The 14,858-nt window shown below is 53.7% G+C and carries 12 protein-coding genes and 4 tRNA genes; 9 read left to right on the top strand and 7 right to left on the bottom strand.

What is annotated here, in order from left to right; genetic code table 11:
- Positions 1-732: a LytTR family DNA-binding domain-containing protein gene (locus UTO39_RS14510; RefSeq protein WP_320727453.1), complete on the top strand. Its 732-nt coding sequence runs from the start codon at positions 1-3 to the stop codon at positions 730-732.
- A 38-nt stretch (positions 733-770) separates the two neighbouring features.
- Here the strand turns inward: UTO39_RS14510 and glk are convergent, their stop codons facing one another.
- Positions 771-1,736, bottom strand: coding sequence for a glucokinase (gene glk, locus UTO39_RS14505; protein WP_320727452.1), 966 nt, complete (start codon positions 1,734-1,736; stop codon positions 771-773).
- A 205-nt stretch (positions 1,737-1,941) separates the two neighbouring features.
- Between glk and UTO39_RS14500 the strand changes: the two genes are divergently transcribed.
- The gene (locus tag UTO39_RS14500) at positions 1,942-3,177 is read left to right on the top strand and encodes an ion channel protein (protein ID WP_061097471.1); all 1,236 of its coding nucleotides are present in this window, start codon (positions 1,942-1,944) and stop codon (positions 3,175-3,177) included.
- On the opposite strand, the gene ipdC is transcribed toward UTO39_RS14500, so the two are convergent.
- A complete protein-coding gene (gene ipdC / locus UTO39_RS14495; protein WP_320727451.1) occupies positions 3,178-4,836 on the bottom strand; it encodes an indolepyruvate decarboxylase in 1,659 nt (552 codons plus the stop codon).
- 185 nt (positions 4,837-5,021) lie between these two features.
- On the opposite strand from ipdC, the gene mgrA reads away from it, so the two are divergent.
- Entirely contained in the window at positions 5,022-6,020 is a 999-nt protein-coding gene (mgrA, locus tag UTO39_RS14490) for an L-glyceraldehyde 3-phosphate reductase (protein ID WP_320727450.1), read from the top strand.
- A gap of 127 nt (positions 6,021-6,147) precedes the next feature.
- Positions 6,148-6,498, top strand: coding sequence for a DUF2502 domain-containing protein (locus UTO39_RS14485; RefSeq protein WP_061097468.1), 351 nt, complete (start codon positions 6,148-6,150; stop codon positions 6,496-6,498).
- A gap of 32 nt (positions 6,499-6,530) precedes the next feature.
- On the opposite strand, the gene UTO39_RS14480 is transcribed toward UTO39_RS14485, so the two are convergent.
- Positions 6,531-7,769, bottom strand: coding sequence for an Nramp family divalent metal transporter (locus UTO39_RS14480; protein ID WP_320727449.1), 1,239 nt, complete (start codon positions 7,767-7,769; stop codon positions 6,531-6,533).
- Between the two features lie 346 nt (positions 7,770-8,115).
- Between UTO39_RS14480 and UTO39_RS14475 the strand changes: the two genes are divergently transcribed.
- On the top strand, positions 8,116-9,303 hold the full coding sequence (locus tag UTO39_RS14475) for a NupC/NupG family nucleoside CNT transporter (RefSeq protein WP_061097466.1): 1,188 nt from the start codon (positions 8,116-8,118) through the stop codon (positions 9,301-9,303).
- 45 nt (positions 9,304-9,348) lie between these two features.
- On the opposite strand, the gene UTO39_RS14470 is transcribed toward UTO39_RS14475, so the two are convergent.
- From UTO39_RS14470 to UTO39_RS14460, 3 genes are all read right to left on the bottom strand, one after another.
- Positions 9,349-11,538 carry an EAL domain-containing protein gene (locus UTO39_RS14470; protein ID WP_320727448.1) on the bottom strand — a complete coding sequence of 730 codons (2,190 nt, stop codon included), beginning with the start codon at positions 11,536-11,538 and terminating at the stop codon, positions 9,349-9,351.
- 214 nt (positions 11,539-11,752) lie between these two features.
- A tRNA-Ala gene (locus UTO39_RS14465) sits at positions 11,753-11,828 on the bottom strand.
- A gap of 41 nt (positions 11,829-11,869) precedes the next feature.
- Positions 11,870-11,945: transfer RNA gene (locus UTO39_RS14460), tRNA-Ala, on the bottom strand.
- A 217-nt stretch (positions 11,946-12,162) separates the two neighbouring features.
- Between UTO39_RS14460 and UTO39_RS14455 the strand changes: the two genes are divergently transcribed.
- Both UTO39_RS14455 and UTO39_RS14450 read left to right on the top strand, forming a co-directional pair.
- Positions 12,163-12,525 carry a YfeC-like transcriptional regulator gene (locus tag UTO39_RS14455; protein ID WP_253542919.1) on the top strand — a complete coding sequence of 121 codons (363 nt, stop codon included), beginning with the start codon at positions 12,163-12,165 and terminating at the stop codon, positions 12,523-12,525.
- Between the two features lies 1 nt (position 12,526).
- Entirely contained in the window at positions 12,527-12,910 is a 384-nt protein-coding gene (locus UTO39_RS14450) for a YfeC-like transcriptional regulator (protein ID WP_266179648.1), read from the top strand.
- Between the two features lie 52 nt (positions 12,911-12,962).
- On the opposite strand, the gene gltX is transcribed toward UTO39_RS14450, so the two are convergent.
- Positions 12,963-14,378 carry a glutamate--tRNA ligase gene (gltX, locus tag UTO39_RS14445; RefSeq protein ID WP_061097461.1) on the bottom strand — a complete coding sequence of 472 codons (1,416 nt, stop codon included), beginning with the start codon at positions 14,376-14,378 and terminating at the stop codon, positions 12,963-12,965.
- A 258-nt stretch (positions 14,379-14,636) separates the two neighbouring features.
- On the opposite strand from gltX, the gene UTO39_RS14440 reads away from it, so the two are divergent.
- Together UTO39_RS14440 and UTO39_RS14435 are read left to right on the top strand one after the other, a co-directional pair.
- Positions 14,637-14,712 (top strand) — tRNA-Val (locus UTO39_RS14440).
- A gap of 41 nt (positions 14,713-14,753) precedes the next feature.
- A tRNA-Val gene (locus UTO39_RS14435) sits at positions 14,754-14,829 on the top strand.
- Positions 14,830-14,858 lie beyond the last annotated feature (29 nt).

Raw genomic sequence — 14,858 nt, 5'->3', positions numbered from 1 at the left:
ATGAAAGTCATCATCGTTGAAGATGAATTCCTGGCTCAACAGGAACTCACCTGGCTTATCAAAAATCACAGCAAGATGGAGATTGTGGGTACGTTTGATGATGGTCTGGACGTGCTGAAGTTTTTGCAGCATAACCGGGTCGACGCCATTTTTCTCGATATCAATATTCCCTCGCTGGATGGCGTGCTGCTGGCGCAAAACATCAATCAGTTTGCCCATAAGCCGTTTATCGTTTTCGTTACCGCCTGGAAAGAGCACGCGGTAGAGGCCTTCGAGCTGGAGGCGTTTGACTATATTCTGAAACCTTACCAGGAGTCGCGGATTGTCAGCATGCTGCAAAAGCTGGAGGCCGCATGGCAGCAGCAGAGCGCCCCGGCTACCACCAGCCCGACGATACGCGAAAACGACACCATTAATCTGGTCAAAGATGAGCGCATCATCGTGACCCCGGTCAACGATATCTACTACGCCGAAGCGCACGAAAAGATGACGTTTGTCTATACGCGGCGAGAATCGTACGTAATGGCGATGAACATTACCGAATTCTGCAGCAAGCTGCCGGCAGCCCACTTTTTCCGCTGCCACCGTTCGTTTTGCGTCAATTTAAATAAGATCCGCGAGATCGAACCGTGGTTTAACAACACCTACATCTTGCGTCTGAAGGATTTGGATTTTCAGGTGCCGGTGAGCCGCAGCAAGGTGAAAGAGTTCCGCCAGCTGATGCACCTGTAGAGAAAGAGCCCTCTCCCGCGGGAGAGGGTAATGATGCGTCAGAGGATTTGACCGAGAACCTGACGCAGATGGGCACCCGAGCCCAGCAGGCCTGGGTTATCATGCACGATGAGATAAACGGGAATGTCCTGTACGTAGGTTCTGAAACGCCCTTTATCTTCAAACCCGCCGCGGAAGCCGGAGGCTTTAAAGAAGTCGAGGAAGCGCGGCACGATCCCGCCCGCAATATAGACCCCGCCAAAGGTGCCCAGCGTCAGCGCCAGGTTGCCGCCGAACCGCCCCATAATGACGCAGAACAGCGACAGAGCGCGACGGCAGTCGATGCAGCTGTCCGCCAGCGCGCGTTCGGTGACGTCTTTCGGCTGCAGGTTTTCCGGCAGACGACCGTCCGATTTCACAATCGCGCGGTACAGGTTCACCAGCCCCGGTCCTGACAGGACGCGCTCGGCGGAAACGTGGCCGATCTCAGCACGTAACTCTTCGAGGATAATGCCCTCTTCTTCGCTGTTTGGCGCAAAGTCCACGTGGCCGCCTTCACCCGGCAGGCTCACCCAGCGCTGAGCAACATGCACCAGATGCGACACGCCCAGGCCGGTACCGGCGCCGTAAACCGCAATCGGCTTGCCCTCGACCGGCTCAGCGCCGCCAAACTGAATCAGGTGCTCCGGCTTCAGCATCGGGATCGCCATGGACACCGCGGTGAAATCATTGATGATTTCCAGATGCGCAAAACCGAGATTCTTTTTCATCTCTGCGATGGAGAATGCCCAGGTATGGTTGGTCATTGCGACCCAGTCGCCGGTTATCGGGCAGGCAATGGCGATGCAGCCGTCTTCGACGCTCACCTGATGCTCTTCCAGATAGACGCGAACAACGGCCTCAAGGCTTGGGTAATCCAGCCCTGAGTAGGTTTTCGCCCGGGAAATTTCACCGCTACTTACATCGCATAATGCGAGACGCGCGTTCGTGCCGCCCACATCGCCTACCAAAGCATACTTTGTCATTCTTCTACTGCTCCGCTAAAGTCAGAATAAATCTTTGGGACACTGTAAATTCAAGGCGTGATAACAACAACGACCGGAAGGTGAATGCCCGTGGATTATCGATCTTCGTCACAGAATAACTTTACCGTTTCAGCACCTTTTGCACTATTGCCATAAGGCTTAATGTGCAAAGTAACGTCATCGCGTTTTGTACAAGGAAATCATCATGCTCCACCCGCGAGCCAGAACCATGCTGTTGCTGGCCATTCCGGCGCTGATCATCGGCGTGGCCTCAAGCCTGGTCCTTATCGTCGTGATGAAAGTCGCGTCGGTGCTGCAAACTCTCTTATGGACGGCGCTTCCGGCAAAACTGGGGGTCACCGCGGATTCGTCTGCGTGGATCATCCTGATGCTGACGTTAACCGGTATTGCGGTGGGCCTGGCCATCCGTTTTAGTCCCGGTCATGCCGGACCGGACCCGGCGCTGGAACCCCTGATTGGCGCCCCGGTTTCGCCCTCAGCACTGCCGGGGCTGATCGTCGCGCTGATCGTGGGCCTGGCGGGCGGCGTCAGTCTGGGTCCCGAGCACCCGATTATGGCGGTGAATATTGGCCTGGCGGTTTACCTTGGTTCACGCATTTTACCGCGCGTCGGCGCGCTGGACTGGACCATCCTCGCCTCCGCTGGCACCATCGGGGCGCTTTTCGGCACGCCTGTTGCCGCCGCTCTGATTTTTTCACAGACGCTCACCAGCAATGATGATGCCCCGCTCTGGGATAAACTTTTTGCTCCGCTGATGGCCGCGGCAGCCGGCGCGCTGACGACCAGCCTGTTTTTCCATCCCCATTTTTCCCTCTCTCTGCCCCACTACGGAGAGATGCAGATAGCGGATATTTTCAGCGGCGCCATCGTCGTCGCGATAGCCATCGCGCTGGGGATGGTGGCGGTATGGTGTCTTCCGCGCCTGCACCGGCTGATGCACAAACTCAAACATCCGGTGCTGATTCTGGGTACAGGGGGATTAATCCTCGGAATTTTAGGCTCGATTGGCGGAACGGTGACGCTGTTCAAAGGTCTGGACGAGATGCAGCAGCTGGCCTTCAGCCAGGTGTTTAGCGTTTCCGATTACCTGCTGTTTGCCGTCATCAAGCTGGCGGCGCTGGTCGTCGCTGCGGCGTGCGGTTTCCGCGGTGGACGCATCTTCCCGGCGGTGTTTGTCGGCGTGGCGCTGGGGCTGATGCTGCACGAGCACGTCGACGCGGTTCCGGCGGCGATTACCGTTTCCTGCTCTATCCTGGGGCTGGTACTGGTGGTGACGCGCGATGCGTGGCTGAGCCTGTTTATGGCGGCGGTGGTAGTGCCGGATTCGACGCTGTTCCCGCTGCTTTGCATCGTGATGTTGCCCGCCTGGCTCCTGCTGGCGGGCAAACCGATGATGATGGCCTGGCGAAACGACAAGTAATCAGGCGCTATTGCGCGCTTCCAGCGCTTTGGTAATCGCCCCCAGCAGCGGCGGGATGTCCGCTTTTGGCAGCATTACCTCAATTAGCGAGAGCCGCTCGTGGTGCGCCACTTTTTCCAGCACGTCCGCCAGCTGCTCCGCTTCACTGACCCGCCAGCACTGAGCCTGAGGATCGAGGCTCAGGGCCTGCGGGATTTGCGTCCAGTTCCATAGCGCAATGTCGTTGTAACGCTGCTCCGGCCCGTGAATTGCCCTTTCAACCGTGTATCCTTCGTTGTTGAGCACCAGAATGATGGGGTGTTGTTTATCACGCAACATTGACCCGAGCTCCTGAATAGTCAGCTGCGCCGCGCCATCCCCCGTCAGCACAATCACGCGCCGGTTCGGGCAAGCCGTTTGTGCGCCGAACGCCGCGGCAAGGGTGTAGCCGATCGAGCCCCACAGCGGCTGGACGATGAAATTCACGTCGGCAGGCAAACGCAGGTCAATCGCGCCAAAGGCCGAGGTTCCCTGATCGGCAAGGATGATATCTCCCGGACGAATAAACGTTTGCAGCGTTTTCCAGAAATTATCCTGGGTAAGCGATCCTTCAGGCTGAGGGAAGTCCAGCGGGCTATGGGACAACGGAGCTGGCTTCTCGTGCACGTGCTGTTTGCACAGCTCCACCAGCGTTTCAATTACCTGAAGCATGGGGATGCCGGTAAACCAGATATCACCGACGCGTGAAGCATGAGGCTGAACCTCTATCGTTTGCGACGGCGTTAACTGATGGGTGAAGCCAGCCGTCAGGGTATCGGTAAATCGCGTGCCGATGCACAGCACCGTGTCCGCTCCCTCTATCGCCTCTTTTACCGGGCCGGCGCTTGCCGAACCGCTGTAGGTGCCGTAAAAGCCGGCGTGACGTTCGTCGAATATGCCTTTGCCCATCAGCATCGTGGCGTGCGCCATCGGCACGTCCTTCACCCACTTCTGTAGCGCCTGCTTCAGCCCGTGGCGCAGAACAAGGAAATCCGCTAACAGCGCGGTACGCTTGCTGACAGCCAGTTTATTCTCTGCGGCATCCCGGAACGCTTTCAGGCAGGCGCTATCGGCATAGGCATGCCGAAGCGTGAGAGCGTTTACAGGCGGCGTGGCGGCTTTTTTTGCCACATCGGCAGGTAACATCAAATAGCCGGGGCGACGTTCCCGGAGCATCGTCGTCAGTACCCGGTCGATTTCATAACAGGCGTTTTGTTCGGTCAGGATCGCCTGTGCAACGGTGATCGGTTCGCTCATATAGTAAAAATGACGGAACTCACCATCGCCCAGCGTATGGTGCAGCAGCTCCCCTCTTTGCTGAGAAGCCGTACCCGGCGCCCCAACGATATGCAGTACCGGAACGTGCTCGGCATAGCTGCCCGCAATGCCGTTCATGGCACTTAACTCTCCTACGCCAAACGTCGTCAGCAGCGCGGCGAAGCCCTTACAGCGGGCATATCCGTCAGCGGCATAAGAGGCGTTTAATTCGTTGGCACAGCCCACCCAGCAGATATCCGGGCTGTCTATTACGTGGTCGAGAAACTGCAGGTTATAGTCGCCCGGCACGCCAAACAGATGATCGGCTCCACAATCTGTAAGACGGTCCAGCAGGTAATCGGCGACGCAGTACGGGGTACGCATAAACAGGTATCCTTCTAATGTTGACCTCACCTTGAGTATTAAATAAGCGTGATGGCTGTCCAGAATTGCCGACAAGAAGGCTATGGAAAGAATGCTTTACAAAAAAGGCTGCGCTATGCTGCTTTTTTTCACGTTAATGTAAACGTATACACTGTTTGTTCTCTTCAGCGCGAGGGGTCATAGAAATGGGTTATCAGCCGGACAAAAGTCGTTATCAGACAATGGAGTATCGCCGCTGCGGGCGAAGCGGGCTCAGGTTGCCCGCCGTCTCGCTCGGGCTGTGGCATAATTTTGGTGACGCCACGCTTCTCGAAAACAGCCGTCAACTTTTACAGCGCGCGTTCGATCTGGGTATTACGCATTTCGACCTTGCCAATAACTATGGTCCTCCGCCGGGGTCCGCCGAGCGTAATTTCGGCCGTATTTTGCAGGAGGATTTCCTGCCCTGGCGCGACGAGCTGATCGTCTCCACGAAAGCGGGATACACCATGTGGGACGGCCCTTACGGCGACTGGGGATCGCGCAAATATCTGCTGGCAAGCCTTGATCAAAGCCTGAAGCGTATGGGGCTGGAGTATGTCGATATCTTTTATCATCACCGTCCTGACCCGCAAACGCCGCTGCAGGAAACCATGAAAGCGCTTGACCATCTGGTGCGCCAGGGCAAAGCCCTGTATGTCGGGTTATCCAACTATCCTGCCGAGTTGGCGCGAAAAGCGATTGATATCCTTAACGATCTGGGCACACCCTGCCTGATCCACCAGCCGAAATACTCGATGTTCGAACGTGCGCCGGAAGAGGGTTTGCTGGATGTTCTGCAGGAAAAAGGGGTCGGCTGTATTCCCTTCTCGCCCCTTGCAGGCGGACAGTTGACCAACCGGTATCTTAACGGTATTCCCGCCGATTCCCGTGCGGCAAGCGGCAGTCAATTCCTTAATCCGGATCAGATCACCGAAGAGAAGCTGGAGAAGGTACGCAAGCTAAACGCCCTGGCGGAAAGCCGCGGCCAGAAACTCTCGCAGATGGCGCTGGCCTGGGTGTTACGCCATGAGGAGGTGACCTCGGTGCTGATTGGGGCAAGTAAAGCGGCTCAGATTGATGACGCCGTGGGCATGCTGAAAAACCGCCATTTTTCCGCTGAGGAGCTGGCGCGTATTAACGAAATCCTGAATAGCTCAAAATAAAACCACTTTTAGCAAAAAGTGCTCTCATTCAGCAATTCGGAGTTGAGGCGATGAAACGAGGCTTTACCAACTCGTAATATTGCGTTAACAGGCCCCACGAAGGCCCCGATCGTGAAGGAGAAAGAGTATGTTCAGGTCACTGATTCTTGCAGCGGTATTACTGGCTTCAGCCCCGCTCGTCGCCACTGCGGGCGAAATCACCCTGTTGCCATCAGTAAAATTACAAATTGGCGATCGTGACGACTACGGCAGATACTGGGACGGTGGCTACTGGCGCGACCGTGACTACTGGAACCGTCATTATGAATGGCGTGGTGACCGCTGGCGCAGGCATGATAACGGCCTGCATCGCGGCTGGTATAAAAACAACGCCTATGAACGCGGCTACCGCGAAGGCTGGAACGATCGTGACGACCGCCGCGGCGGCTGGGGTCACGGCGGAAAAGGACGCGGTGGTCACGGCCACGGTCGCCATTAATGCAAAAAGGAGCCTACCGGCTCCTTTTTCTTTTATAGCCCCAGCGCTGTACCAATCAACAGCCATAGGTTCAGCGCTACGACTACCACCACAATCGCCCAACCGGTTCGTTTTACTAGCGTCGAATTAACCAGTTCGCCCATCAGAGTTTTGTTGCTGGTGAAAATCAGCAGCGGCACCAGCGCCAGCGCAATACCAAAGCTCAGCAGCACCTGGCTCATCACCAGAATTCGCGTGGGATCGAGCCCCATCAGAATCACAACAAATGACGGCAGCATGGTGACAAAACGACGCACCCACAGCGGAATATGGAAGCGCACAAAACCCTGCATCACCACCTGCCCTGCCAGCGTCCCCACTACCGTGGAAGAGAGGCCGGCAGCGACCAGGCTCAGACCAAATATCGTGGCAGCAGCATGGCTCAACAACGGCTCCAGCGTGAGATACGCCTGATCGAGATCGGCAATACCCGTATGGCCGTTAAAGTGGAAAGCGGCGGCGGCTGTGGCCATCATCGCCAGATTCACAAAACCCGCGATGGTCATGGCGATAGCCACATCCCATTTGGTTGCCGAATACCGCTCTTTGCGCGTCCCGCCGTGCAGATGCTGGGTCAGCGAGGAGTGCAAATAGATGACATGCGGCATGATGGTCGCGCCAAGTACCCCGGCGGCCAGGAACACCGCTTCCGAGGTTGGCAGGCTTGGGATCACCATGCCTTTCCCGAGCTGCGCCAGGTTCGGCTGTGAGAAAATCAGCTCAACGATGTACGCCGCAGCGACAAACAGCAGCAGACCACCAATGACCTTCTCCAGCGGTTTTTGCCCCCGACGCTGCAGCATCAGGATCAGGAACGTGGCAATCCCGGTCAGTACCGCCCCCTGTAACAGCGATACGCCCAGAATCAGCTTAAAGCCGATCGCCGCGCCGATAAACTCAGCGAGGTCGGTTGCCATGGCAATAATTTCAGCCTGAACCCAGTAGAGCCAGACCGCCGGACGCGGATAGTGGTCGCGGATTTGCTCCGCAAGGTTTTTCCCCGTGGCAATCCCCAGCTTTGCAGAGAGCATCTGAATCAGCATCGCCATCAGGTTAGCCCAGACGACCACCCACAGCAGCTTATAGCCGAAGCTGGCTCCGGCCTGAATATTGGTCGCAAAATTACCCGGATCGATATAGCCGATGGCAGCAATGAACGCAGGTCCCATTAATGCGAACCGCAACTTGCGCGCTGCTCTGCCACTGCTACCCTCTACGCGACTGTTTGTCATTCTCTGCCTCTGGAAATATAGCCTTTGCTATGTTTAATGCTATCAAAATGAGAATGATTATCAAGATCATTTGAATGGTTTGAAATGATTTCTCTGATAGCTAAGAACGATAGATGGGCAGGTGGTGCGACATCACAGAATGTGAAAATGCACGGTCATTTGTGAAGCGTAGCACACAAACTTAACTTTTCACTCATTTACCTAACATAACAAAAATGTATTGTGGATCACTAATTTTGAGACTCGTCACAGGATGTAACTATAGTGTGCCCTTGATCTCGTTTTCTTTTCGCTTGTTACATAGAATGTGCACGAAAATTAAACCTGCCTCATATTTGGAGCAAATATGGACCGCGTCCTTCATTTTGTCCTGGCACTTGTTGTCGTTACTGCACTCGCATTGCTGGTCAGCACAGACCGCAAAAAAATTCGTATTCGTTATGTTGTCCAGCTGCTGGTCATTGAAGTTTTACTTGCGTGGTTCTTCCTGAACTCCAACGTAGGCCTCGGCTTCGTGAAAGGCTTCTCCGAAATGTTCGAAAAGCTGCTCGGATTCGCCAACGAAGGGACAAACTTTGTCTTCGGTAAAATGAACGACGAAGGTCTGGCGTTCTTCTTCCTGAAGGTACTGTGCCCCATCGTCTTCATCTCCGCGCTCATCGGTATTCTGCAGCATATCCGCGTTCTGCCGTTCGTTATTCGTGGAATTGGTTTCCTGTTATCCAAAGTGAACGGCATGGGCAAGCTGGAATCTTTCAACGCCGTAAGCTCCCTGATCCTCGGTCAGTCTGAGAACTTCATCGCGTATAAAGATATCCTCGGCAAAATGTCCCGTAACCGCATGTACACCATGGCGGCAACCGCAATGTCTACCGTTTCCATGTCTATCGTGGGCGCGTATATGACCATGCTGGAGCCAAAATATGTGGTTGCAGCGCTGGTTCTGAACATGTTCAGCACCTTTATCGTTCTGTCGATTATCAACCCGTACCGCGTTGACGCCAGCGAAGAGAACATCCAGATGTCTAACCTGCACGAAGGTCAGAGCTTCTTCGAAATGCTGGGTGAGTACATTCTGGCCGGTTTCAAAGTGGCGATTATCGTTGCCGCTATGCTGATCGGCTTCATTGCGCTGATTTCTGCGCTGAACGCCCTGTTCGCTGCGGTGCTGGGTATCTCCTTCCAGGGTATTCTGGGCTACATCTTCTATCCTGTTGCATGGGTGATGGGTGTTCCGGCTCACGAAGCGCTGCAGGTGGGCAGTATCATGGCGACCAAGCTAGTTTCTAACGAATTCGTTGCGATGATGGATCTGCAGAAAATCGCCAGCACGCTTTCTCCGCGCGCGGAAGGCATTCTGTCCGTATTCCTGGTTTCCTTCGCCAACTTCTCGTCCATCGGCATTATCGCGGGCGCGATTAAAGGCCTGAACGAAGAACAGGGTAACGTGGTTTCTCGCTTTGGCCTGAAGCTGGTTTACGGCTCTACCCTGGTGAGCGTTCTGTCTGCTTCTATCGCAGCACTGGTACTGTAACGTTTACCGTTAAAACAAAAACCGGGAGCCTGGCTCCCGGTTTTTTTATGCCCGCAATTCTTTCAGCGGTTTGGGTTTTCCTATCAGGTAGCCCTGCAGATAGTCCACGCCGAAGCGCAGCAGCATCTCCCGCTGCGCCGGTGTTTCTACATATTCCGCTACGACGCACAGCGATTTCGTTTTCGCCAGATTACACATCGACTGGACGATCATCGCATCCATATCATCAGTGCAAATATCTTTAACAAAGCAGCCGTCAATTTTAATGATATCTGCCTGCAGACGTCTGAGACGCTCGTAGTTGGCATAGCCGGTACCAAAATCATCAATGGCAATCCGGAAACCGTAATCCCTCAGCTGTTGAATATTGTTGATGCTGCTGCCGGAATTAGAGAAGGCCTGCTCTTCAGTGATCTCAATCACCACGGTCTGAGGCGCAACGCCGTAGCGCTCAAACAGCGTACAAATCTCGGTCGCTACCTCCTGTTGCATCAGCGTGAGCGGCATCAGATTAACGGAGAAACGGGCCCCAGCCTGCTTCGCAGGGTGAACGCGCAGCCACTGCAGTAATTTTTCCATGACGCACATATCAAACCGGTGGCTGAGGTTGAACTGGGCAACCAGCGGAATAAAGCGATCCGGGGTAATGATCTCCCCTTCACTCTCCATGCGCGTCAGAATTTCATAGTAGCCGCTACCGTCTGCCTTCTGGATCGGCTGCACGTATAAATGGAACCGATCCGTCTCAAGGGCATGCTTAATCCGCGCTAACATCAGAACACGCTCCGTTGTTTGTCCCGATGCTGCCTCCAGGCTATTCGTCAGCGCAAGCACGTTGTGCCCCGCGCAAGATTGCTCGGCCAGCCAGCTCAGCTGCCCCAGCGTGTGATGTAAATTCTCACCGTTTTCCACCATCCCCCAGGATGCACCAAACTCAATATCCAGCCCGGTGTTGTTCCAGAAAATCTTACGGCTGTTCAGCCGATCGACTATATGCTGTAGACGCTCTGCAATTTCGGGCCCCAGCAATACCACCACCAGCTCGCTTCCGGGCAACTGGAACAGCATCTCGTTCTTTTGCAAAAGCGGCTGCAGCGACGTGGCAATCGTTCGTTTGCAATGGACCCGCATGAGGATCCCGTAGTGGCGACTCAAAAATTCCAGGTTATCCATGCGCAACAAACAGACTTTGGCCTCCGGATGCATCTCAAGATGCTCTTCCAGCGCACGGATATTGGGTAAACCGGTCAGCGGATCGGTGAGCGCCCTGCCCTGCCACCCCCTCTTCAGCCACTCGCTGCGCTGGTAAATCCGCGACATATAAAGCAAGCAGATGGCAAAAGAGATCAGCACGGACAGAATAAAGGAGAGCGAATGGCCTGTTTCCACCCCGTTCAGGAAGTTGTAGTTGTAGGTCAACAGCAGAAGCGCTGAAGCAGCCCACAGCAGAGAGATAAGCGCGTAGGTCAGGCGGCTTATCGCAAGGGTAAAAAGAATAAAAATCAGCGGCATTAAATAGCCCGCAATAACAGGTGATTCAAAAGGTGCGCATAAAACGGCGAGGCTGAAGCCTAAAAGCATCAGCCAGACAAATATATATAATGAATTTTTGTGGAAAAACACGGGCTTCACGCTTCTACGCCAGAAGGTGATGGCATAGCGGGGATTAATTATCATTCTTAACGGGTAATAGAACATCATGGTAAAAATCAGCGCCGCGCAAATCAGGCTTTGAATATCCACGACGTTATAAATTACCGTTCCTTCGCCGAAGAAAGTGGAGATAGTTACCGGGAAATCAAATAAATAGCCTGCCAAATACATCGACAGCTTAATGCCGACGGGAACGATAAAACCGAGCCAGAATATACGTAACCCGACGTGCTTGTTTGGGATGCAGTAGCGCCAGCGCTTGCCCAGCATGAGGCGCAGAAGGCCACACGCCGTGAACAATGCAAAGGTCTGACAAAACAGTAATACTGAATATTGTAGCGGCGCTAAATTAACATAAAATAAATTAGTGACAGTAAAACCTAACAAAATGGGAAGAACGGCCCGGCGACCAAATAACAGTATTACCGCCAGCATTACGCTCAGGGGTAACCACGCTAAATAAACGTCGTGACCATTTACCATTGCGCGGGGAGAGAGATAACGGGAAAAAGGTACCGCAATCAGGCATATCGCCAGGGCAATTATAAATATCTTTACATTATTGTACGTTTTTCTATTCATTAAGCTGATGAGATTATTATCCGTTCATTTTATTGACCGCATGGATAATAGGTTTATTAATTGCACGAATCAAGTTGAAGTCTATTTATAGACTGGTTTATTGATTTCGATTGAGGTCAGGTACAGGAATACCTTCTTTTTGATAACAAAAGCGGGGAAGGATTTTACAAACGGATAAAAAAAACCCTCGTCTTTTGACGAGGGTTTAAAATTTTGGTGGAGCTAAGCGGGATCGAACCGCTGACCTCTTGCATGCCATGCAAGCGCTCTCCCAGCTGAGCTATAGCCCCACATGTGACTTTACTAACCGCACTCTGTTGGGTTCAGAGTTTGGTGGAGCTAAGCGGGATCGAACCGCTGACCTCCTGCATGCCATGCAGGCGCTCTCCCAGCTGAGCTATAGCCCCATCGTAAAGCTGTCATGTTGACGGGCGGCATAATATGAATTCCGCCGCGGAGTGTCAACGGCAAAATCAATGACTGCGGTTCAATCGCCGAAAAATCATGCAAATGAATCACTTTGCGAGCCTGCTCGCAGTCATGAGTTAAGCCTGTCACGTTTTCATGTAAAACGGTGCTATAAAATGAGCCGTTAATTAACCCCACGGATATTCAGGAAATTGCATGATCAAGGAACGAATGACGCCGGAAGAGTTAGCCCTGCTCACTGGCTATAGCCGACAGACCATCAATAAATGGGTACGCAAAGAGGGTTGGATAACGTCACCTAAGCCCGGCGTCCAGGGGGGTAAAGCACGCCTGGTGCATGTGAACGAAAAGGTGCGTGACTTTATCCGCAGCGCACGCCGGGCAACGGAAACATCCGCTATGCCTGACGGCATCAGCACTGACGGTTCGCTTCATACCCTACTCGTGACGCTGGCCAATGAAATGACGCCGGAAGAGCAGAAGCAGATGACATCGCTGCTATTGCGGGAAGGGATTACCGGTTTGTTGCAACGTTTAGGGATTCGCGACCAGAATTAATATGAAAAGACTACGTAGCAAAATGACCACGGAAGAGCTGGCGGAGAATTTGGGTGTTGCCAGACAAACGGTAAATCGCTGGATACGGCAACAGGGGTGGAAAACCGAAGGACTCAATGGCGTAAAAGGCGGTCGGGCGCGGCTCATTCACGTTGATGCGCGCGTGAAGGAGCATATTATGAGCCTCCCGGCTATCCGTAACCGCCAGGCGGTTTATCATCTGGCCGAGGTAACCTCATCCTACAATGAACAGCCTTCACGTCTGCGTCCGGGCATTATCGAAACGCTGGAGAGTATGACCGAACTTGAACAGCAGCGTCTGGATACCTTACTGAAGCGCGAAGGCATACGCGGTTTTCTTACTCGTTTGGGTATTGCTGAATGAAAGGCAAAAAAAACGGCAGGATACCCTGCCGTTTTTCTTATAGATGGCTTAATTACTGCTGATTTTCACGTTCTGCAATAAAATCCAGCGCCTTGTTGATGCGCGCCACGCTGCGTGACTTGCCGATGGCATGGACAGTCACGTCCAGCGCCGGAGACTGACCCGCACCGGTTACCGCAACGCGCAGCGGCATACCGACTTTACCCATGCCCACTTCCAGTTCGTCTGCGGTCGCCTGAATGGCGTGATGCACATTCTCAGCGTTCCACTCGGTGAGCGCAGCCAGCTTGTCACGCACCACTTCTAACGGCTGACGCGCAACCGGGCGAAGGTGCTTCTTCGCGGCGTCGGCGTCAAACTCATCAAACTCTTCATAGAAGTAGCGGCAGCTTTCGGCAATTTCTTTCAGCGTTTTGCAGCGCTCGCCGAGCAGTTTAACCAGATCCGCCAGCTCAGGGCCGGTGCGGGTATCAATATTTGCCTGCTCGATGTGCCACTGCAGGTACGTCGCCACATATTCCGGCGGCATAGTATTGATGTAGTGATGGTTTAGCCACAGCAGCTTGTCGGTGTTGAATGCGCTGGCAGATTTGCTCACAGAGCTCAGAGAGAACAGCTCGATCATCTCTTCGCGGCTGAAGATCTCCTGGTCGCCGTGAGCCCAGCCCAGACGCACCAGATAGTTCAGCAGCGCTTCCGGCAGATAGCCGTCGTCGCGATACTGCATGACGCTGACCGCACCGTGACGTTTAGACAGCTTTTTACCGTCGTCGCCGTTGATCATGGAGACGTGCGCGTAGACCGGAACAGGTGCATTCAGCGCTTTCAGGATGTTGATCTGGCGTGGGGTATTATTGATATGGTCTTCACCACGGATAACGTGGGTAATTTCCATATCCCAGTCATCAACCACAACGCAGAAGTTATAGGTTGGGGATCCGTCGGTGCGGCGAATGATCAGATCGTCCAGCTCCTGGTTGCTGAATTCGATCGGGCCACGGATCTGGTCGTCGAAAATCACCGAGCCATCCTGCGGGTTAGCAAAACGCACCACGCAAGGCTCATCAGCGGCATGCTCGCTATGATCGTGGCGGCAGCGGCCGTCATAACGCGGTTTTTCACCGTTCGCCATCTGCTCTTCACGCAGCGCATCCAGACGCTCTTTGGAGCAGTAGCACTTATACGCCGTACCCGCGACCAGCATCTCATCGATGACAGCGTTATAGCGGTCAAAACGTTTGGTCTGGAAATACGGACCTTCGTCCCACTGCAGGTTCAGCCAGTTCATACCATCCATAATGGCTTCAATTGCTTCCGGCGTGGAGCGCTCAAGATCGGTGTCTTCTATACGCAGCACGAACTCACCTTTGTTGTGGCGTGCAAAAAGCCAGGAATAGAGAGCAGTACGAGCACCACCGACGTGCAGATAGCCTGTCGGGCTCGGCGCGAAGCGAGTTTTGATTTTCATGAAATGGCCTTACGTTATAAAGATGCCGGCAATCGGCAAATCCCGGGGAAAAAACGATGGGCAATATTCTATCACTGTGGGGGGATTCCTCAATGTCGATCCCTTTATCGTGGCGGAGTTTGCTGTTTTTGTTTAGAAATCATGCGCCACCGCCCGTTCTGCGATCGTTTTGTTTAATTTTACGACGAACGAATAAAAACTTTAGAAAATGCGTTGACTCATTTTCAACTCTCCCTATAATGCGACTCCACACAGCGGGGGTGATTAGCTCAGTTGGTAGAGCATCTCCTTTACACGGAGGGGGTCGGCGGTTCGAGCCCGTCATCACCCACCATCTACTTCGGTAGACTCGCAGTGTAGATAAGAATTGAGATTGGGCGATTAGCTCAGTTGGTAGAGCATCTCCTTTACACGGAGGGGGTCGGCGGTTCGAGCCCGTCATCGCCCACCATTCTCACCTTATCGCAGCAGTTCCGAAAT

Source organism: Enterobacter sp. 118C5, assembly GCF_034107645.1.
GTDB classification, from domain to species: domain Bacteria; phylum Pseudomonadota; class Gammaproteobacteria; order Enterobacterales; family Enterobacteriaceae; genus Enterobacter; species Enterobacter nematophilus.
This window is presented reverse-complemented; position numbering and strand designations above follow the sequence as displayed.